Here is a 21,722-nt window from a genome sequence, read left to right as displayed (position 1 = left end):
TATTGTAATGAAAGGGATAAAAATGAAATTTTCATTTGCACATTTTAATTTTAATGTACTTGATTTAGAGAGAAGTTTGAAGTTTTATAAGGAAGCGCTTGGTCTTGAGCCTGTAAGAACAAAGGAAGCAGCAGACGGATCATTCACTTTGGTTTATCTTGGAGATAAGGAAACAGGATTTCAGCTTGAACTTACATATTTGAGAGACAGAAAAGAGCCATATAATTTAGGAGAGCTTGAATATCATCTTGCACTTGAAACAGAGGATATGGAAGCGGCTCATGCATTACATGAAAAGCTTGGCGTAATATGCTATGAGAATCCGGGCATGGGAATATATTTTATAAGTGATCCGGACGGATATTGGATAGAGATAGTACCTAAAAAATAAAACTTTACAGAATCAGAGGTAAATATGGCAAAGATACAGATGATTACTCCACTTGTTGAGATGGATGGAGACGAGATGACAAGGATCCTGTGGAAGATGATTAAGGACGAGCTTATTCTTCCATTTGTAGATTTGAAGAGTGAATATTATGATTTGGGATTAAAGCACAGAGACGAAACGGATGACAAAGTAACTGTGGAGTCAGCAAATGCTACAAAAAGGCTTGGAGTGGCTGTAAAATGTGCCACCATCACTCCGAATGCCGCCAGAGTTAAGGAATATGATTTAAAGGAGATGTGGAAATCTCCAAACGGTACCATCAGAGCTATTTTAGATGGAACGGTATTTAGAAAGCCTATATTGGTAAAGGGTATTGAGCCTAATGTCAGAACTTGGAAAAAGCCAATTACTATTGCTCGTCATGCCTATGGTGATGTATATAAAAATACGGAGATGATTATAGACGGACCGGGTAAGGTGGAGCTGGTATATACAGACAGCAAAGGAAATGAAAAGAGAAGTCTTGTACATGAATTTAAAGCTGCAGGTATTGCACAGGGAGTTCACAATCTGGATGCTTCTATTGAAAGCTTTGCAAGAGCCTGCTTTGAATATGCTTTGAGTCAGAAAGAGGATCTTTGGTTTGCTACAAAGGATACTATATCAAAGCAGTATGATCATACCTTTAAGGATATCTTTGAGGAGATATATGAAAAGGAATATAAGCAGAAATTTGAAGAGTCAAATATCACATACTTCTACACTCTTATAGATGATGCGGTTGCCAGAGTTATGAAATCCGAGGGCGGATTTATCTGGGCATGTAAAAACTATGACGGAGATGTAATGAGCGATATGCTCTCATCCGCATTCGGATCTCTTGCAATGATGACCTCTGTACTTGTTTCACCTGACGGATGTTATGAGTATGAGGCGGCACATGGTACGGTTCAAAGACATTATTATAAATATTTGAAGGGTGAGAGTACATCATCAAATTCGGTGGCTACCATCTTTGCTTGGAGCGGTGCGCTAAGAAAGAGGGGAGAGCTTGATAATCTTCCTGATTTGGTGGATTTTGCAAACAGACTTGAAAAGGCAACACTTGATACCATAGAGTCAGGTAAGATGACAGGTGATCTCGGTGCGATTTCAAGCTTAGAGAATATACAAGTTTTAAACAGTGAAGAATTTATACATGAGATTGCAAAGAAGTTGCAATAATGTGGTATTGACTGAGGGTTTACCTCATACATAACAATGGATGGCAGTTTCCTATGGAAGCTGCCATTTTTAGGAGAAATATGGGATACAGATTTTATTTTGGAGCATCGGGTGCCGGAAAAACCTATAGAGCTTTTAGCGATATTATAAATGAGTCTATAAAGAACAGGGAAAAAAGATATTTTATTATTGTACCTGAGCAGTTCACCATGCAGACTCAAAAAGATATAGTGCAGATGCATCCAAGTCATGCAAGCAATAATATAGATGTACTAAGTTTTAACAGACTTGCATACAGAATTTTTGAAGAACTGGATATAGAAAATCCTAAGCTTTTAGATGAGCTTGATAAGGCACTTATACTTAGAAAGATAGCAAATCAGGTAGAGTTAAAGGCATGGAAGAAGCAGTTTCAAAAAGCAGGCTTTATAGACAATATCAAATCACTTATATCTGAGTTTATGCAATATGATATAAGCGATGAATTTATAAAAGAGCAGCAGGAAAATAATGAAGTAAACTCCTTATTAAAAATAAAACTTGAAGATATTTACAAGCTGAAAAAGGGTTTTGGAGAATATATTGCAGGGAAATATTTTACCAATGAACAGGTACTTGATATACTAAATCAAAATATTGAAAACAGTGAGTTGCTAAAGGATGCGGTTATACTATTTGACGGTTATACGGGATTTACTCCGATACAAAACCACATAGTTGAAAATCTGATGAAAGTAGCAATAGAAGTGAGATTTTCAATAACATTGGGAAAGAACATAAATCCTGATATAAAGTCATCTGAAAGTGATTTGTTTTTTATAAGTACAAAGATGATTTCTCAAATCAATGATATGGCTAAAAGATGTGATATCAAAAGATTGACTGATATAAATTTAAATACAGGTGAAGTACACAGGTTTAAAAATTCAAAGGATCTTTACTTTTTTGAAGAGCATTTTTTAAGATATGACGGTAAGAGAGCAAAAGAGGTTTCAGATATCGAGATAAATCACCTGCTGAATCCGCTTGATGAGATAGATTATGTGGCAAATAAGATATTAAAACTCGTAAAGGATGAGGGCTACAGATACAGAGATATTGCGATAATATATGGAGATTTGGAGGGTGTATCAAACTCACTTGCCAACAGATTCCATCAGCTTGAAATCCCGTACTATCTTGATGAAAAGATGGATATAAACAATAATGAACTGGTTGAACTTATAAATGCTTTTATTGCTCTGATAAGCGATAACTTTTCATATGATGCGGTCAACAGGTTTTTAAGACTTGGTCTTTTGGACTTTGACTACAGAATGGTATCATTACTTGATAATTATCTGCTGGAAACCGGGATAAGAGGATATAAAAGACTGCATACAGATTTTACATATTTGCCGAAGAGTTTTTCAGAGACTGAACTTGAAGAGATAAATGAGTTTAAAAATACGGCGCTTGAAAAGATTTCTCCTCTTTATAAGGCGATGAGTAAGAGTAAAATTAATATAAAGGATGTATGTGATGCCTTCAGAAAAATATTTGATGAGCTGGGGATAGAGGAAAAGCTCGAGAATGTAAAAAATGAGCTTGAACTTTGTAATGATATAAAAAGAGCCAGAGAATATGAGGGTGTACTTGATGAGGTACTGAGTCTTTTTGAAAGGCTTGAGCTGATACTTGAAGGTGAGAGTATAACCAAAAAGGAGCTTTCAGATCTTTTGCATACAGGCTTTGAGGAGATAAAGCTCGGTATGATACCTGACAGGGTTGACAGAGTGGTCATAGGTGATTTAAAAAGAACAAGACTTGGCAGTATAAAGGCATTATTTGTATGTGGAGCAAATGACGGTTCCCTGCCCACAGTAAAGGATGCGGGCGGACTGATAAATGACAGGGAAAAAAGAGAACTTAAGTCTATCGGATTTAATCTTTCGGATACTGTCAGAGAAGATTTGTATACAGGAAGATTTTATTTGTATCAGGTGCTTACAAAGCCTTCAAATAAGCTCTTTGTAAGTCTTACAGGTATGGATTTTGACGGTAAGAGTTGCAGGCCGTCAATACTTATAAATATGATCAAGAATATTTTCCCGAATATTGAAATAAAGAATCAAAAAGAGACAGAAATATACTCAAGATTTGAAGCCGAGGAATATTTGACCGACAATCTCAGAAAACTGAGAGCGAAGGAGAATGTTGACGAGGACTTTTTAAGGTATGTAGCTACATTTTTTGATAAGAAATTTATCAGAAAGCTTACAACTTTCGCTATGTACATATACCGTGACTCGGGTATCGGAGAAAGTGCCGCAAGGGAATTGTTCGGTGAGGAGCTTCGTGTAAGTGTAACAAGACTTGAAAACTATAACGGCTGTCCTTTTGAGCATTTTATCAGCTACGGTTTGGGAGTGGAAGAAAGACATGTACATTCATTTAAGGCTTCCGATATAGGTACTTTGGTACATGAGATGCTTGAAAGATGCTTCAGATATGCCAAAGCAAGAAAGAAAACTGTTGCAAATATGGATGAGCCGGAACTTTACTCTCTTGTGGATGAAGCTGTAAAGGAAAGCATGGCATCAGAGAAAAGTAATATCTTTGAAGAGAGCAAAAAGTCAAAGTTTCAGCTTGAAAAGATAGTAAGAATGACAAAGCTTACAATGCTTGTACTGGCAAAGCAACTTGCTGCCGGAAACTTTAAGCCGTTTGATTTTGAAAGAATCTTTGGAGAAAAGGACAATCTTGAAGCCTTAAATATCGATTTAAAAAACGGAGCTAAAATGTATCTCAGAGGAAAGATTGACAGAGTGGATACCTGTGATACGGATGGAAAAACCCTTGTAAAAATAATAGATTATAAGACCGGAAATACAAAATGGGAAACAGATATGCCATATTATGGTAGAGCACTGCAGCTGGTGATATACCTTGATGCTGTAATGGAGCAACTCTCAAAGTCGGGTAAAGAGATATTACCTGCGGCATTTTTCTATTATCATATAGATATGCCTTTCCTTACCAGAGATGAAGCAAAAAATGAGAATGCCGTTTTAAATAAGCTAAAACCAAGCGGTATAGTAAATACGGATCTTGATATAATAAAAAATCTGGACAGAAGTTTTGAAACAGAGAGTGATGTAATACCTGTTTCAACTAAAAAAGACGGAAGTTTTGCAAAATCTGCAAGTGTTGCAAGTACAAAAAGAATAAATTTTCTTAGGGGGTATGTAAGACAAAAGGCAAAGGATACGGCTGAGAATATTTTAAGCGGTGAGATAAGTATAAAACCTTCATTAAGAAAAGGCTCGGCAAAATGTGATTACTGCCCGTATACTGCCATATGCGGTTTTGATGAGGGAATAGAAGGATTCTCATACAATAGCTTGACACCGATAAAAGATGATGAAATTTGGGAAAAGATGGAGAGTGAAAAAAATGTGGACTGAGGCACAACAGGCGGCAATAGATATAAAAAAGGGCAGTATATTGGTATCTGCAGCGGCTGGAAGCGGAAAGACCGCAGTACTGGTCGAGAGAATAATAAAAAAGATTACAGACAGTAAAAATCCTATAGATGTGGACTCTCTTTTGGTTATGACATTTACCAGAGCCGCAGCCGCTTCCATGAAGGAGAAAATCTATAATGCTCTTTTAAAGGAAATGGAAAAGCATGACAATATTTCCAAAGAATTTAAAAGACTTAAGGAGCAGTCAATACTTCTTTCATCAGCGAAGATAATGACCACTGACAGCTTTTGTCTTTCAATATTAAAGGAAAATATAGATAAAATAGATATAGATCCGGCATTCAGTGTGGCTGATGAGAGCGAAATATCACTTTTAAGAGCCGACACGATGGAGGAGCTTTTGGAAAGTGAGTATGAAGTAGGAAGTGAAGACTTTATTGAACTTTCAGATGCCTTTGCAAATACCAAAGGAGATAAAAGTATATCTGAGTTTATCGAAAAGCTGTATCGCTTTGCAATCAGCAAGCCATGGCCCATTGAATGGCTGGATTCATTGAATGAAAAGGGAGATGAGTGGCAGAAATATATTTTTGATGAAATAGGAAGAAGTATTGACTCTATTTTGGATGATATAGAGGAAATAATAGAGATTTGTAATGAGGATGAAGGTCCTGTGCAATATCTGGATAATGTCTTGGAAGAGCAATCAAGTATCAGCAATATAAAAAATGCTAAAGATATATTTGAATTGTCTGAAAAGTTGAATAATGTAAGCTTCGGCAGATTAAAGTCCGTAAAGGGTGGAAATGAGGAATTAAAGGAAAAGGCCAAGGGACTCAGAGATTCATATAAGAAAGCTATATCAAAGCTTTCGGAGGAGTATTGCTTTGATAAAAAAAGACTTTTAGAAGAGGAAGAAAAAGAAAAACCGAAGATCAGAGCAATTGTAGATCTGACAAAGAAATATATTGCACTTTTCAATGAAAAGAAGAGGGATAAAAATATTGTAGACTTTTCGGATATAGAGCATATGGCACTGGGAATACTTCTGGATGAGAATAAAAATCCTACAGATATTGCGCTTCGTTATAGAAAAGAATTCAGTGAAATATATATTGATGAGTATCAGGATTCAAACTACTTGCAGGAAGCCATTGTGGCGGCTATAGAAAAGAACAATGTATTTATGGTAGGTGATGTAAAGCAGTCAATATACGGTTTTCGTCAGGCTTCGCCCGGGCTTTTTATGGACAAGTATAAGAGGTTTTCACACTTTGAGAAGGCTGATTTTGATGATGAAACACAAAAGAAGGTAATTCTAAGTAAAAATTTCAGAAGCCGCAGTAATGTGCTTAGTTCCGCCAATGTTATTTTCAAAAAGATTATGAAAGAAAATACAGGCGGAATTGAGTATGATGATGATGCGGCACTCTATCTCGGTGCGGATTTTAAAGAGGGAAAAGAATATATCAGTGAGATAATGCTGACACAGACCTCGGATATTGAGGATGATACCAATGCTATAGAACTTGAGGCAAGAGCCATTGCAAATCGTATTAAGGAGCTTAAGACGGAGCTTAAAGTGGGTGAAGGCAGAGATTTAAAGTACAGTGATATTGTTATCCTTGTTCGCAATAATATTGGTGAGAGCATTGCAAAGGTGTTAAATGATGAAAATATTCCGGCATATGCCGAAAGTAATAAAGGATATTTTAAGACCTTTGAGGTAAGAAAGATACTTGCTATACTTGCTGCAATTGACAATCCTTATTCAGATGTGGACCTTACGGCATTTCTTAACTCAAACCTTGTGGGAATAACAGATTTGGAACTTGCAAATATTGTTTCTGCTTACAGGAAATCAAAGAATATAGAAAAGTCGGCAAAGATTAGAATGATGGATGCTATTTTGTATGAGGGAAGTGAAAGCAATATTGAGCTTGAAACAAGAGAAAAAATAAAAAATGCTCTGGAATTCTTAAATAAATACAGAAGAAAATCCGCATATATGAATATTGCTGCCCTTTTGCAGGATATTTATAATGATACCGACTTTTTAAACCTGATAGCGGCTATGCCGGGAGGACAGGTCAGAAGAGCAAATCTGATGTTGCTTATAAATAAGGCAAAGACATTCAGTAATTCGGGATATAGCGGACTTTATAATTTTATCAGATATATTGCCAAGTTAAAGGACTTTGACAATGACTTCGGTGAGGCAGGTATACTTTCAGAAAATGATGATATAGTAAGAATCATGACTATACATAAGTCAAAGGGGCTGGAATTTCCGGTATGTTTCCTTGCATGTGCACATAAAAAATTCAATAAAACGGATTTAAGGCAGGGTATGGTAATAGATACCGACTTCGGATTGGGTGTACAGTATGTTGACAGTGAAAAAAATATAAAAGACAGCTCTATAAAGCAAAATGTAATAAAACATAAGCTTAATGTAGATCTTATGGGCGAGGAGCTGAGAGTATTATACGTGGCGCTTACCAGAGCTATGGAAAAAATGATAATTTCAGGAAGCTGCAGTGATGCAGAAAAGGAACTGGAAAAAATGAAGGATTCCCCGAGTTTTCTTGATATAAGATCCTGCAATTCATATCTTGATATGATACTTTTGGGACGTGACAATGTGCATTTTGATATTAAAACATATGATTATAATATGCTCTTAAAAGAAGAGGTAGAAACTCAAAAAGAGGTAAGAGATCTTCATAAGGTCTTTGAAAAGTTGAGTGAGAATGAGTATGATAATTTAAAAAACAGGCTCGAATACAGCTATCCATATGCTGAAAATATCGATTTAAAGACAAAGTTCTCGGTATCCGAGATAAAGAGAATGTCACAGAGTGAAGAGTTTGAAGTGAAGGAAAATAAAAAGCCGAGTATAAATGCAGGAAATGCTAGTGAGAGGGGAAATGCATATCATAAGTTGATGCAAAATATTCACTATGAAAATATTGATAATTTCAGCAGCAAAGAGGACTTTGTAAGAGAAGAAATATCACTTTTAAATAATCCTGTATACAGAGAACTTATCAACCCTCTTGATATAGTAAAGTTTTTAGACAGTAAACTTGGAGCTGATTTTATAAAGCATAATGAGAGCTTGAAAAGAGAAAATCAATTTATTATGGGAATCTCAGCTAAGGAAGCAGGTATGGGTGAGAGCGATGAGACCATGCTTATACAGGGAATTATAGACGCATATATTGAAAAAGATGACAATATAATTTTGGTGGATTATAAGACCGACAATGTAAGAGATGCAGAAACACTTATAAAGAGATATAAAACCCAGCTCTTGCTTTATAAAAAATCACTTGAAATGAGTATAGGTAAAACGGTAAATGATATTTTCATATATTCATTTGCACTTGGTAAGGAGATAAGAATAGAATGAAAGATATAAAAATAATTCTAGCTTCGGCATCACCCAGAAGAAAGGAATTATTAAATCAGATCGGACTTGATTTTGAGATAATGGTTTCGGATAAGGAAACCGAGATAGACAGTAAAGACCCGAGGGAGGCCTGTGAAAAGCAGGCCTGCCAAAAGGCGGTAGATATTGTAGAGCAGGCGACACTAAAATACAAGGAAAATGATTTTATCGTAATAGCAGCGGACACCATAGTGGCATCTGATGGGAAAATACTTGGGAAACCGAAATCAAGAGAAGATGCAAAGCGGATGATTGAAGACATTTCAGGTAGAAAGCATAGAGTATATACGGCGGTATGTGTTTACAATTCTATAAAGAAAAGCTTTGAGAGTTTTGTAGATGATACTCCGGTGGAGGTAGCCAAGCTTTCAGAGGGAGAAATAGAAGATTATTTAGATAAAAAAGAACCCTATGATAAAGCGGGTGCCTATGCAATACAGGGATATTTTTCAAGGTATATAGTCGGAATAGAAGGTGATTATTACAATGTAATGGGACTACCGATAGGAAGACTTTATAGAGAACATTTAAGAAATTACATTTAGGATTGGAAATTTCATTGTTTTTCTTTCTTTTTTTTTGCTATAATATTATAAGTTAGATTATTCTAACCAACTATGCAATACTATATTTTCCTTTCTAATCTAATTGGATAGCAGATAGGAATATCCCCTGAAGGAGAAAACTATGAGAGAAAATTTTCAAAATATTGATGGTAATAAGTTAGAAATTGTCCATGAAATAAAATCCGCCTATGATGAGGGAAAGATTTCTTTGGAAGAAGCAAGAAAAGCCCTTAAAGATAGAGTACAGCACCTTGCCCCCTATGAAATCGCCATTATTGAGCAGGAAATGGTGGAAGAAACCGAAGATGAGTGCATTAAGGAAGATATTCAAGCTATGCTGGAGGTCTTCCAGGATGTTTTAGTCACAAAGGATCAAGAGCTTCCGGAAAATCATCCCATCTCCTGTTACCGTAGGGAAAATGCCAAAATGAAGGAACTACTGCTTTCCGTTGAGGATTTGGTGCAGTACCCTCTCATTAAAAACCAATGGCTGGAGCTTTATGAAGACTTGTTGAAATTCAAGATTCATTTGTCCAGAAAGCAAAACCAATTATACCCGGTTTTGGAAAAGAAAGGCTTTACCCGCCCTACCACCACCATGTGGACTTTGGATGACTTTATCCGGGATGAGATTTCAGAGTGCTACAATCTTCTTTTAGAGGATAAGGAAGAGGAATTTATCGGAAAGCAGGCAGAACTTGTGGCTGATGTTCGGGATTTGATGGACAAGGAAGAAAATATCCTCTACCCTACCTCCTTGGAAATGATCAATGAAGAAGAGTTCCGTTATATGGCTGAGGGAGACCGGGAAATCGGTTTTGCCTATATTAGCGTGCAGGCAGATAAGTCCGGCAATTCAGCTTCGGCTTCATCTTCTGCCTCAGCTTCTACAGCCGGTGCTCCCCTATCCGGACTTTCTTCCGCTCCCGGTTTTGCGGAAGAGCTTGCCGGTCTTCTGGGAAAATACGGCTTTAACAATAAAGAAGAAAAGTTGAATGTTACTACCGGTCAACTTACCTTGGAACAGATTAATCTGATTTATCAGCATATGCCTGTGGATCTTTCCTATGTAGATGAAAATGAACTGGTTTGCTTCTACACCGACACCAAGCACAGAGTTTTCCCCAGAAGTAAAAATGTCATCGGAAGAGATGTGAAAAACTGTCATCCAAAGGCTTCGGTACATATCGTTGAGGAAATCATTAAGAAGTTCCGTTCCGGAGAACAGGATAAGGCGGAGTTTTGGATCAACAAGCCGGACCTCTTTATTTACATCGTTTACTATGCGGTTCGAGATGAAAAGGGAAAGTTCCGCGGTGTGCTGGAAATGATGCAGGACTGCACCCATATCCGCTCCCTACAGGGCTCTCAAACTCTTCTGACCTGGGAGCAGCAGGAAAATGGAGAAGGCAAAGAGACTGCTGAAGACGAAGACAAGAGAGAAGACTTAGAGACTTCTGAAGATGTAGGCAATAAAGAAAACGCAGGGACTTTGGGAGACGAAGAAAATAGAGAAAGTACAGAGTCTTTGACAGCCGGCAAGCTGACAGAAATCACCGAAGACACTCTGTTAAAAGATATTTTGGAAGCAGATCCCAATGTAAAGACTCTCCTTTTCCGATTAAGCGATCGCTTTAAGGCCTTAAACACTCCTATTGCTCGTATTATGTTGCCGAAAGCCACGGTAAAGATTATGAGTGAACGGGCAGAGGTGGATCTTAACACTCTGCTTCGAGAGCTTAGGGAGTATTTTAAACTATGAGTTTTCAAGGTTTACTCTTAGGATTGGTTTGCTTTCTCTGCATAGGGATATTTCATCCCATAGTGGTGTATGCGGAGTATTACTTTAGTAAAAAAATAGCCTGGCTTTTTTTCTTAATAGGTCTATCCGCTTGTATAGCCAGCATTTTTCTCCCTTCTCTTTTCCTCTCCGGAAGTTTGGCCATCTTTGGCATTTCCTGCTTTTGGAGTATCCATGAATTATATGAGCAGGAAAAAAGAGTGGAAAAAGGATGGTACCCGAAAAATCCAAAGAGAAAATAGTTCGATACAACGAAAATAAAGCTATAGATGCTGTAAAAATAGAAAGCTCTCTTTAGGAAACAACTCATGAAAAGAGTTTCAAGCTTCTATTTTTACAGCCACTTTTTTTAATTTTCTATTTGTAGCCAAACTTTCAGAGGGAGAAATAGAAGATTATTTAGATAAAGAAGACTCTATAGGGAACATTTAAGAAATTACATTTAAAATCAAATAACAGCTTTTAAATTTTACAATCCCAAGCATATTAAAACGGATTGTAAAATAAAAGCTGTTATAAATTAATATATATTTAGTTTCCTTCAGGGTTTAGGCATTTGCCTTCTTTATCAAATTGATAGCTTACACCCTTTATATCAATGGAGCGATCTCTGGCCATCTTACCGTCAAGAAGCATATAGCACCAGCTTCCGTCATCCTTAGGTACCCATTCATTGGTAGCCATGGTACCGTTAGAATGTACATAGTATGTATTGTTGCCGTCTTTTATCCACTTACGCATAGCCATCTTACCGTTGTAATTGAAATAATACCACTCGTTGTTGTCAGGGTTTTGAGCCCACTCACCTTGTGCCATAGTACCGTTTGAGTGGAAATAATAGTAAGCGTCTTTTATCTTCTGCCAACCGGTAAGCATTGAACCGTTATTGCTCAAATAATACCAGTTGCCGTTTATTACTTTCCAACCTGTGGTTTTTTTGCCGTTGGCATCATAATAATACCAATAACCGTCTTTTTCTTCCCAATTTGTTTTCTCAACGACATTTACATGAATTGATTTAGTGATATCTCTGTATGTAACATTGATATTGGTCTCACCGACCTTTTTAGCATGTACTTCACCTTGATAAACATCTGCAATATCGGGATTTTCCGAACTCCATACGGCAAATTGGCTTACATTGGTATAAATGCCACCTTCCAAAAATATCGCACTTGTATCAACGTCAAACAATAATTCCATATCCATCTCTGTGGGAGCGACAATAAGATGCTTAGTCAATCCGTCGGAGGAATCCGTACCGGCATTTGCCATTGCAAGGCCTGTCATTTTCTTTTCAATGGAATCCACATCATATTCATTTTCATAGTCGACACCGATACTGTTATAAACATCTCCGATATCTGTAGAACTGATTAATTCCCTTACGACACCTGTCTTAACCGAATTGTCTACGGCTGTAAGACTGCCTTCTTCAACGGAAGACTTATTTTCACAGCCTGTTATTAAAAAACTACTACCTATACCTAATGATAGTAATAAGAACGGTATAATCCTCTTCATATTCCTCCAAACTCTAAAACATTTACTTAGGGTATTATAGCTATTTGAAAATAGCATTTCAACATATATTTTAATATAATTCCATGAAAAAAATAATCCCCTGAGTATTTTTTACAAGATCTAATATAATATCGCGGCTGTTCTTTTGCTTACCCTGTATTGTAATTGTGGCCGCACCGCAGGTATCGGGTATCAAATTATTTTTGGTCAATTCAAGCTCGACTATATCCAAGTCGTTTTGCCTGACATTGCTTAAGAAAATACTTAAAGGTATTTTTCTGTCGTATTCTATATATAATTCGACAGAGGTTGAGTCTTTTCTTAAAAATCCGTCCAAATTTTGAAGCAATGCCATTACAATAAAAATAGCCACTCCTCCTGCTATAGCGCCTTCATAAAATCCTATTCCTATAGTCAGACCGCAGCAGGCAGCGGCCCATATACCTGCAGCTGTGGTAATACCTTTGACTTGATTACGACCGGTAAGTATTATTGTTCCTGCACCCAAAAAACCTACGCCGCTTACAACTTGAGCACCGAGTCTTACAGGATCGCCGCTTTTAAATACCTGAAACACATATTGATTTGTCATCATAACAAGAGTTGAACCAAGGCAAACCAATATATATGTTCTAAAGCCTGCCGGCCTGTTTTTTCTTTCACGATCAAAGCCCAATATTCCGCCAATCAAAACGGACAGTATAATGCGAATTATCATAGAGTAAAAATTTAATTCTCTTGGCATACACACTCCTTAAAATATTTAATGTGCCTATTATATATTTAATATCTGATAAGGTAAATATCAATATAAATTAATTTGCTTTTAACCTTGCTATAAGCTATAATTATATGATTAATGTAGACAATATGGAGGATCATATGACAAGGCATTTGCTAAGAGAACATTGTTTTAAAATATTATTTGTTTTAGATTTTTATCCGGAAGAAGAGATGGAGATCCAAATAGATAATTATTTTGAATCACCGTCTTTAGAAGATGAAGAAGATACACTTATTCATGATGCAAATTACAGTGATGGGGATATAGAATATATAAAGTCAAAGGCAATGCTTGTAATTGAAAGACGTCTCGAGATTGACAAAATAATAAGCGATTTGTCACAAGGCTGGAAGCTTGAGAGAATAGGAAGAGTGGAAAGAAATATTCTAAGACTTGCCATAGCTGAAATGAAATACGACAGCGATATACCTGTAAGTGTGGCGATAAATGAGGCGGTAGAGCTTGCAAAGACATTCGGTAGAGATGAGTCTTATTCATTTGTAAATGCTATATTGTCAAAGGTTAAAGTAGAGTAATAAATACCTGGAGGATATATGGTTTATTCTGTATCAAAAGTGAATGCATATATAAAAAATATGTTTATGCAGGACTTTGTACTAAATAAGATATCGGTAGAGGGAGAAGTAAGCAATTGTACATATGCAAACTCTAATCATATATATTTTACCATAAAGGATGAAGGAGGGACCTTATCTGCGGTTATGTTTGCCGGTCAGAGAGGAGGTCTCTCTTTTGATATGAAAAGAGGGCAAAAAGTAGTCGTTACAGGTACTATATCCTGCTATGAAAAAGAGGGCAGGTATCAGCTCTATGCAAATAAGATAGAGGAAGCAGGCAAGGGAGATCTGTATGAAAAATATCTGGAGCTTAAGGAAAAGCTTGAAGATATGGGTATGTTCGATCAAAGTTATAAGAAAGAAATACCGAGGTTTGTACAGAGCATAGGTGTGGCAACAGCTCAAACCGGAGCCGTAATAAATGATATACAAAATGTAAGTTACAGAAGAAATCCCTATGTCAGAATAGTTTTGGCTCCATGCCTTGTACAGGGTGATGCGGCACCGAAAAGCATCATTTCCGCTATAAAAAAACTTGATAAAATGAATCTGGATGTTTTGATAGTGGGAAGAGGCGGAGGATCTATAGAGGATTTGTACTGCTTTAATGATGAAGAACTTGCAAAAACCATTTTTAATGCCAAAACACCTATAATTAGTGCCGTTGGACATGAAACCGATTTTACAATAGCCGACTTTGTGGCGGATTTGAGAGCTCCCACACCAAGTGCGGCGGCGGAGATTGCAAACTTTATCTATAACGACTATATGTATACATTGGACGTCTATAATAGAAAGCTTACTGAGCAAGTTGAAAGAAAGATAGATTATGCAAAAAGAGATTTGGATATGCTTCTTATAAAGCTGAACACTCTAAGTCCGCAGATACGTATAAGAGAACAAAAGCAAAGACTGGAAAACTTTGCAAAGATATTACAAAATACTTTAAAAAACAATTTGGAAAATAAAAAGACTGCACTCATAAACTTAAGTAAGAGGCTTGATACGGTATCACCTCTTAAAAGATTGTCAGGCGGTTATGCATATATAAGTGATAATAAAAACAATAAAGTTTTAAGTGCCGAAAGCGTAAAGCCTGAGGATGAATTAAATATATATTTTTCCGATGGCAAGGTAAGAGCAAAGGTCTTATAATAGAGGGAGAAATATGCCGAAAAAAGAAGAAAAAAAGCTTGGTATAGAGGAAAATCTGGTAAACATAGAAAATGTAATAGCAAAACTTGAAGAGCCGCAGACTACACTTGAAGAGGCATTTGTACTTTACGAAGAGGGTATAAAGCTGGTAAAACAGGCAAGTGAGGGAATAGCTCATGTAGAGAGACAGATGGAGATACTGTCGGGGGATACAAAAGATGAATAAGGACAATTTAAAGAAAATAGAAGATATAATAGAGTCGTTTTTTTTCAGAGAAGATGATTTAAATAAAAAGGTAATCACGGCCTCAAATGAAGCAATCAAAAACGGCGGTAAGAGACTTAGACCTCTTATAATGTTTGAAACTTATAAGGCTGTTGCGGGGGCGGAATATGATGAGGGAGTAATTGCACCTTTCTTGGCTGCAATAGAGATGATTCACACATTTTCTTTGATTCATGATGATCTTCCGGCAATGGACAATGACAAACTGAGAAGAGGTAAGCCTACTACATGGGTAAGCCATGGCGAGGATATGGCAATACTTGCAGGAGATATGCTCTGTGTACAGGCGTTTGAAATTATATCCGAGAAAATGCAGGATGTTGAAGATATTATTATTTTAAAAAGAATGTCAAAAGCATTGTATACATTGGCAAGAGCCACCGGAGGTTTCGGCATGATAGGCGGACAATGTGTGGATGTGGAGTACTGCGGTAAAAAGATGAGTGAGGATGTGATGAGATATACTTACTCATTAAAGACAGGAGCATTATTACAGGCATCCTTTGTTATCGGAGGCATACTTGCAGGAGCAAATGATGAAGAAATCAAAATGCTTGAAAAAGCCGGAAGCTATATAGGTGAAGCATTCCAGATAAGAGATGATTATCTTGATATAGTGGCTGATGAAAAGGAGCTTGGAAAACCTACACATTCTGATGAAAAAAATGAAAAGACAACATATGTAAATATAGTCGGTATTGATGAAAGCTTAAGAAGAGTTGAATCGCTTAGTGCTGATGCTAAGAAATGCTTGAAAGAAGTAAGGGGAAATATGAACTCTATTTTTGAAATCATTGATATGATGGTAAATAGAACTTCATAAGAAGAAATATGATACTTGAAAATATTGAAAAGCCAAGTGATATAAAGAAATTAAAGAAAAAAGATTTAGATATATTAGCAAGAGAGATAAGAGATTTTCTTATTGAGAAAATAAGTGTAACAGGCGGACATCTGGCAAGCAATCTTGGAGTTGTGGAGCTCACCATGGCCATGCATATTGCATTTGATCTGCCTAAAGACAAGATAATATGGGATGTAGGACATCAGTCTTATACTCATAAAATACTCAGCGGAAGAAAAAATGCCTTTGATAATCTGAGAAAATTCGGAGGAATGGCAGGATTTCCGAAGACCAGCGAGTCAAAATTTGATGTCTTTAATACCGGACATTCTTCAACAAGCCTGTCTGCAGGACTTGGAATGGCATTCGGAAGAGATATAAAGGGAGAAAACTACAGAGTCATATCTGTAATAGGAGATGGTGCTCTTACAGGCGGTATGGCTTATGAAGCTCTAAATAATGCGGCTCAGATAAAGAAAAACTTTATCATGGTCTTAAATGACAATGAGATGTCCATTTCAAAAAATGTCGGAGGTATGAATGATTACCTCAACAATATCAGAACCGCTGACGGATACAATAATCTAAAAAAGAGAGTTGTAAATTCACTGGAACGTTTGCCATATATCGGAAAGCCTATGATAGACAGTATAAGACAAACAAAAAACGGCATAAAGCAGATATTGATACCGGGAATGTTGTTTGAAAATATGGGTGTTACTTATCTGGGACCTGTAGACGGACATAATATTACCGCACTTTTAAAAGTCTTCGAAGAGGCAAAAAAGGTGGAAGGACCTGTACTTGTACATGTACTTACTAAAAAGGGAAAGGGATATTCACCGGCGGAAAATCATCCTGAAAATTTCCACGGAATAGGTGCATTTGACATTGCAAGCGGTAATGCAAAGTCCGGAAGCAAAAAGCCAACATATACGGATGTTTTTTCCAAAAAAATAGTGGAGCTTGCAAGTGAGAATAAGGATATAGTTGCAATAACCGCTGCAATGCCGGAGGGCTGTGGGCTTTTGGATTTTAAAAACAAGTTTCCGAAAAGATTCTTTGATGTGGGTATTGCGGAACAGCATGCCATAACATCCGCGGCAGGACTTGCGGCATCAGGTCTTACACCTGTTGTTTGTGTATATTCCTCATTTTTGCAAAGAGGATTTGATCAGATAGTGCATGATGTATGCTTACAAAATCTTCATGTGGTATTTGCAATCGACAGAGCGGGACTTGTAGGCGCTGACGGAGAAACTCATCAGGGAATATTTGACGTGTCATTCCTTAGCTGCATTCCGAATATGACTTTACTTGCACCGAAGAATGCCAAAGAGCTGGAATCATGTCTTGAGTTTGCGATAAATTATGACGGACCTGTTGCTATAAGGTATCCGAGAGGTATCGCATATGACAGTTTAAATGAGTTTGAAACGCCTATAGAGTTTGGAAAGGGTGAGATGCTTTTTGAAGAAAGCGATATAGCCCTGCTTGCAATAGGAAGCATGGTAAGTACTGCAAAAAATCTCAGGGAAAAGCTGAAGGCAAATGATTTGAATGTATCCATTGCAAATGCCAGATTCTTTAAGCCCATAGATTTCGATTTGGTGGATAAATTATGTGAAAAACATAAGCTTATTGTGACCATGGAAGAGAATGTGATAAACGGTTCCATGGGTGAAAAAGTGAAAGCATATATTCATGAAAATCATAGGAATGTGGAAGTTTTAAATATTGCACTGCCTGACGGATATGTGGAGCATGGAGATGTGAGTCTTTTAAGAGAAAAACTTGAGATAGATTCAGATTCCATACTGAAAAAAGTTTTAGACAAATATGAGATGATGAAAAATGAAAGATAGATTGGATATACTTTTGGTAAAGCGTGGTCTTGCCGAAAGCAGAGAAAAAGCAAAGGCCATAATAATGTCGGGCATTGTATATGTTGACGGACAAAAGGAAGATAAAGCCGGACAGACATTTGCCGAGGAAGTAAATATTGAAGTGCGAGGCAGTACATTAAAATATGTGAGCCGCGGCGGACTGAAACTTGAAAAGGCTATGGAGTGCTTTGATGTAAGTGTGGAAAATAAAGTCTGTATGGACATAGGAGCATCAAGCGGAGGCTTTACCGACTGCATGCTTCAAAACGGTGCAACAAAGGTATATGCCGTGGATGTAGGACATGGACAGCTTGCATGGAAACTTAGAAATGACGAAAGAGTAGTAGTCATGGAAAAGACGAATATAAGATATGTAAGACCTGAGGATATAGGTGAGGAGATAGATTTTGCAAGTATAGATGTATCTTTTATCTCATTGTCAAAAGTTCTACCGGCAGCTTACAATCTTTTGAAAGAAAACGGTGAGATTGTCGCACTTATAAAACCCCAGTTTGAGGCCGGAAGAGAAAAAGTAGGTAAAAAAGGTGTAGTCAGAGAAAAGTCCACACATATAGAAGTCATAGAAAATTGTTTTCAGTATGCAAGAGAAAATAATTTCTCTGTGGAAGAACTTGAATTTTCACCTGTAAAGGGTCCTGAGGGAAATATTGAGTACCTGTATCATCTCGTAAAGAATAAAAAAGAAGAGAGTAATATAGATATAGAGGCGGTAGTAAACACCGCTCATGAGAGCTTATAAGAGAACGTGGAGGAAGCATGAAAAGTTTTTTTCTTGTTGGAAACAGTGAGAAGGACGGAATAAAAAGAGCACTGTCCAATCTGGAAAATGAAATAAAGTCAAAGGGCGGAGTATGCTATAAATCCTATGGCTATATTGATACAAAAGACTTCCCGAAAGTTGACTGTGTTATTACTCTGGGTGGTGACGGTACTCTTATAAGGGCTGCAAGAGATATATCACATCTGGGGATACCTATAATAGGAATAAATATGGGACATATGGGTTATCTTACAAGTATCAATAAAGCGGGTGATGTCAAGAATATGGTGGATATACTCATCAATGATGAATATTTCATAGAAAAAAGAATGATGATATCCGCCACCGTTATAAGAGACGGAAAAGAAATATGTACATTGAATGCTCTTAATGAAGCTGTTATCACAAGACTTGAAAGATTAAAAACTATAAGATGTAATGTTTATATTGACGGGGATTTCTTGAATGAATATTCATCTGATGGTATAATTGTAGCAACGCCTACAGGCTCAACCGCATATAATTTGAGTGCGGGAGGACCTATCATAGAGCCGAGCTCCAAGATGATGCTTATAACGGCAATTTGTCCTCATGCCCTAAGTCAAAGAAGCATAGTACTTTCATCCTCGAAAGTAATACGTGTTTCATTTAATGACAATTTAAAGTCCAACAGAGAACTTGTAGTGGACGGCGATGAGAGTGTGATCCTGGAAAATAAGGACGTGATTGAATTAAGAGAGTCGGAAATATATGCCGGACTGATAAAATTAAAAAAGGGGAGTTTTCTGGACAACATCAGAAATAAGATGAATAGGATTTGATATGAAAACAAAAAGACATTCAAAGATTGTGGAACTCATTAACTCGTATGATATCGAGACACAGGAGGAACTTGCTCAAAAGCTGGAAGAGGGCGGCTTTGTAGTAACTCAGGCTACAGTTTCAAGAGATATCAGAGATTTAAAGCTTTCAAAAGTAGTGACGGCTAACGGAAAGCAAAAATATTCTCTGATGCCTAAGCAGGACGGGATCTCTGAAAAATATGTAAGAATACTTGGAGAAGCTTTTGTATCAATGGATATGGCACAAAATATTCTTGTAGTAAAGACCGTATCTGGTATGGCTATGGCGGCTGCTGCGGCTCTTGACTCCATGCAGATGAGTGAGATAGTAGGTTGTATTGCGGGTGATGATACAATTATGGCTGCCATAAGAAGTGTAGATGATACAGTGGTTGTCATGGAAAGAATAAGAAAACTTGTTTATAAGAATGAATAAGTATAACGATGTATCAGGGTAGTATCTAAAAAGGAGAATTATGCTGATAGAATTACATATAAAAAATCTTGCATTAATAAAAAAAGCGGATATTTACTTTAAAGAGGGACTTAGTGTACTTAGCGGTGAGACAGGTGCGGGAAAATCTATTTTGATAGATTCAATAAATCTTGCCTTGGGTGCAAAGACGAGTAAAGACATTATAAGAACAGGTGAAAATGAAGGTATTGTAGAACTTATTTTCACATTGGATGAGAAGCGAAAAGAAAAACTGAAAACATTGGATATATCTTTTGAAGACGATTTACTGATAATAACCAGGAAAATAAGCTCCACAAGAAGTGTGTGCAGAATCAATGATGAAACCGTAACTCTTGCCAAGTTAAGAGAGATTACAGACACATTGATTGATATTCACGGACAGCATGAACATCAATCACTTCTAAGTGCAGGTAACAATCTGATACTGTTGGATTCTTTTTGTCCTGAAAAGCTTATGGAGATAAAGAAGAATTTATCAAAAAATTACGGTGAGTTAAAAAAGATAAATCAAAGAATTCAGGAAGGAATAGATGAAAGGCTCAGGAAAAGAGAAATCGATATACTTGATTTTGAAATCTCCGAAATAAAAAAAGCAAATATAAAGCCTAATGAAGAAGAGGAACTTGAGCAGGTATTTAAAAAGGGAAAGAGTATATCAAAGATAAATGATGTGCTTTCAGATTTGCTTGAAGAGCTTGAAAACGAAGATATAGGAAGCAATATCAAGTCGGTTTCAGAGATTGCCGTATTGGACGACAATCTGGACATTGTATTGTCAAATTTAAATACAATTGAAGATTTGATAGCCGAAACAATGCATTATACAAGCAGATATCTCGATAATCTTGAATATGACGAGGAAGAACATGACAGGGTTATAGAGAGACTGGATACAATAAGACATATAAAATCAAAGTATTCAAGTGATTATAATAAAATCAAAGAGCTCTTAAAAGAAAAAGAAAAGAGACTTGAATTTTTAAAAGACTTTGAGGATGAAGTACTTGTACTGAAGGAAAATGCGATAAAACTTGAAGAGAGTATTATAAAAGACTGTACCAAAATCAGCGAAATAAGAAAAGATGTTGCGGTTACATTGGCCAAAAGAATAAAGGAAGAACTTGAAGATTTAAACTTCCTCGGAGTGGAATTTGAAATCAAATTTACAAAGAGAGAGAAGATTTCAAGAGACGGATTTGATGCGGTGGAATTTTTGATAAGTACAAATCCGGGGCAACCTCTAAAACCTTTACATATGGTTGCAAGCGGCGGTGAGCTGTCCAGAATAATGCTTGCATTAAAGACTGTTTTTGCAAATAATGATGATATACAGACTTTGATATTTGATGAGATAGATACGGGAATAAGCGGAAACACCGCTGTAAAAGTCGGTGAAAAACTTAGCCATATATCAAAAACTCATCAGGTACTTTGTATTTCACATTTGCCGCAGATAGCTGTAATGGCGGATCAAAATTTATTTATATCAAAGTCTACAGACGGAAAGTCTACACAAACGAATATTGATTTACTGGATAAGGATGGTAAAATAAAAGAGATAGCCAGATTGATCGGCGGAAATAATTTGACTGAAGTTGTACTTAAAACCGCAAGGGAAATGATACAGGAAGCGGACTCAAGGAAATAAGGAGGGAACACAT

At 36.7% G+C, this 21,722-nt stretch carries 18 protein-coding genes; 16 read left to right on the top strand and 2 right to left on the bottom strand.

The genetic code is table 11. The features are described 5' to 3' along the window. Positions 1-22: 22 nt before the first annotated feature. The 7 genes from HMPREF1135_RS05565 (at position 23) to HMPREF1135_RS14440 (ending at position 11,145) form a co-directional block, all read left to right on the top strand. The gene (locus tag HMPREF1135_RS05565) at positions 23-391 is read left to right on the top strand and encodes a VOC family protein (RefSeq protein ID WP_007592942.1); all 369 of its coding nucleotides are present in this window, start codon (positions 23-25) and stop codon (positions 389-391) included. Between the two features lie 24 nt (positions 392-415). After that, positions 416-1,615, top strand: a complete 1,200-nt coding sequence (locus tag HMPREF1135_RS05560) for an NADP-dependent isocitrate dehydrogenase (RefSeq protein WP_007592939.1) — start codon at positions 416-418, stop codon at positions 1,613-1,615. A gap of 80 nt (positions 1,616-1,695) precedes the next feature. Next, a complete protein-coding gene (locus HMPREF1135_RS05555) occupies positions 1,696-5,061 on the top strand; it encodes a PD-(D/E)XK nuclease family protein (RefSeq protein ID WP_007592937.1) in 3,366 nt (1,121 codons plus the stop codon). Further along, positions 5,051-8,497: a helicase-exonuclease AddAB subunit AddA gene (addA, locus tag HMPREF1135_RS05550; protein WP_007592934.1), complete on the top strand. Its 3,447-nt coding sequence runs from the start codon at positions 5,051-5,053 to the stop codon at positions 8,495-8,497. The genes HMPREF1135_RS05555 and addA overlap by 11 nt, the downstream gene beginning before the upstream one ends. Continuing rightward, complete coding sequence (locus tag HMPREF1135_RS05545; RefSeq protein ID WP_007592928.1) at positions 8,494-9,081, top strand: Maf family protein; 588 nt, start codon at positions 8,494-8,496, stop codon at positions 9,079-9,081. The genes addA and HMPREF1135_RS05545 overlap by 4 nt, the downstream gene beginning before the upstream one ends. A 142-nt stretch (positions 9,082-9,223) precedes the next feature. Further along, on the top strand, positions 9,224-10,864 hold the full coding sequence (locus tag HMPREF1135_RS05540; protein WP_007592925.1) for a DUF438 domain-containing protein: 1,641 nt from the start codon (positions 9,224-9,226) through the stop codon (positions 10,862-10,864). Continuing rightward, on the top strand, positions 10,861-11,145 hold the full coding sequence (locus HMPREF1135_RS14440; RefSeq protein WP_084761717.1) for a DUF4491 family protein: 285 nt from the start codon (positions 10,861-10,863) through the stop codon (positions 11,143-11,145). The genes HMPREF1135_RS05540 and HMPREF1135_RS14440 overlap by 4 nt, the downstream gene beginning before the upstream one ends. Before the next feature lie 289 nt (positions 11,146-11,434). On the opposite strand, the gene HMPREF1135_RS05535 is transcribed toward HMPREF1135_RS14440, so the two are convergent. Together HMPREF1135_RS05535 and HMPREF1135_RS05530 are read right to left on the bottom strand one after the other, a co-directional pair. Then, positions 11,435-12,427: an N-acetylmuramoyl-L-alanine amidase family protein gene (locus tag HMPREF1135_RS05535; RefSeq protein WP_007592923.1), complete on the bottom strand. Its 993-nt coding sequence runs from the start codon at positions 12,425-12,427 to the stop codon at positions 11,435-11,437. 70 nt (positions 12,428-12,497) lie between these two features. Further along, positions 12,498-13,172, bottom strand: coding sequence for an MgtC/SapB family protein (locus tag HMPREF1135_RS05530; protein WP_007592921.1), 675 nt, complete (start codon positions 13,170-13,172; stop codon positions 12,498-12,500). A 137-nt stretch (positions 13,173-13,309) separates the two neighbouring features. Between HMPREF1135_RS05530 and nusB the strand changes: the two genes are divergently transcribed. From nusB to recN, 9 genes are read left to right on the top strand one after another with little or no spacing between them, the layout of a single operon-like run. Next, positions 13,310-13,747 (top strand): transcription antitermination factor NusB, encoded by a 438-nt coding sequence (gene nusB, locus HMPREF1135_RS05525; RefSeq protein WP_007592919.1) that lies wholly within the window; start codon positions 13,310-13,312, stop codon positions 13,745-13,747. Between the two features lie 18 nt (positions 13,748-13,765). Beyond that, positions 13,766-14,944: an exodeoxyribonuclease VII large subunit gene (xseA, locus tag HMPREF1135_RS05520; RefSeq protein WP_007592907.1), complete on the top strand. Its 1,179-nt coding sequence runs from the start codon at positions 13,766-13,768 to the stop codon at positions 14,942-14,944. A 13-nt stretch (positions 14,945-14,957) separates the two neighbouring features. Further along, positions 14,958-15,170, top strand: coding sequence for an exodeoxyribonuclease VII small subunit (xseB, locus tag HMPREF1135_RS05515; RefSeq protein WP_007592906.1), 213 nt, complete (start codon positions 14,958-14,960; stop codon positions 15,168-15,170). Continuing rightward, on the top strand, positions 15,163-16,053 hold the full coding sequence (locus HMPREF1135_RS05510) for a polyprenyl synthetase family protein (protein ID WP_007592905.1): 891 nt from the start codon (positions 15,163-15,165) through the stop codon (positions 16,051-16,053). The genes xseB and HMPREF1135_RS05510 overlap by 8 nt, the downstream gene beginning before the upstream one ends. An 8-nt stretch (positions 16,054-16,061) precedes the next feature. Continuing rightward, on the top strand, positions 16,062-17,939 hold the full coding sequence (dxs, locus tag HMPREF1135_RS05505; RefSeq protein WP_007592904.1) for a 1-deoxy-D-xylulose-5-phosphate synthase: 1,878 nt from the start codon (positions 16,062-16,064) through the stop codon (positions 17,937-17,939). Beyond that, positions 17,929-18,720, top strand: a complete 792-nt coding sequence (locus tag HMPREF1135_RS05500; protein ID WP_007592903.1) for a TlyA family RNA methyltransferase — start codon at positions 17,929-17,931, stop codon at positions 18,718-18,720. Before dxs ends, HMPREF1135_RS05500 begins: the two co-directional genes overlap by 11 nt. 17 nt (positions 18,721-18,737) lie before the next feature. Further along, positions 18,738-19,562: an NAD(+)/NADH kinase gene (locus HMPREF1135_RS05495; protein ID WP_007592902.1), complete on the top strand. Its 825-nt coding sequence runs from the start codon at positions 18,738-18,740 to the stop codon at positions 19,560-19,562. A 1-nt stretch (position 19,563) separates the two neighbouring features. Then, positions 19,564-20,019 carry an arginine repressor gene (gene argR / locus HMPREF1135_RS05490; protein WP_007592901.1) on the top strand — a complete coding sequence of 152 codons (456 nt, stop codon included), beginning with the start codon at positions 19,564-19,566 and terminating at the stop codon, positions 20,017-20,019. A 40-nt stretch (positions 20,020-20,059) separates the two neighbouring features. Then, entirely contained in the window at positions 20,060-21,709 is a 1,650-nt protein-coding gene (gene recN / locus HMPREF1135_RS05485) for a DNA repair protein RecN (RefSeq protein ID WP_007592900.1), read from the top strand. Positions 21,710-21,722 lie beyond the last annotated feature (13 nt).

Source organism: Lachnoanaerobaculum sp. OBRC5-5 (assembly GCF_000296385.1).
GTDB lineage: Bacteria > Bacillota > Clostridia > Lachnospirales > Lachnospiraceae > Lachnoanaerobaculum.
This window is presented reverse-complemented; position numbering and strand designations above follow the sequence as displayed.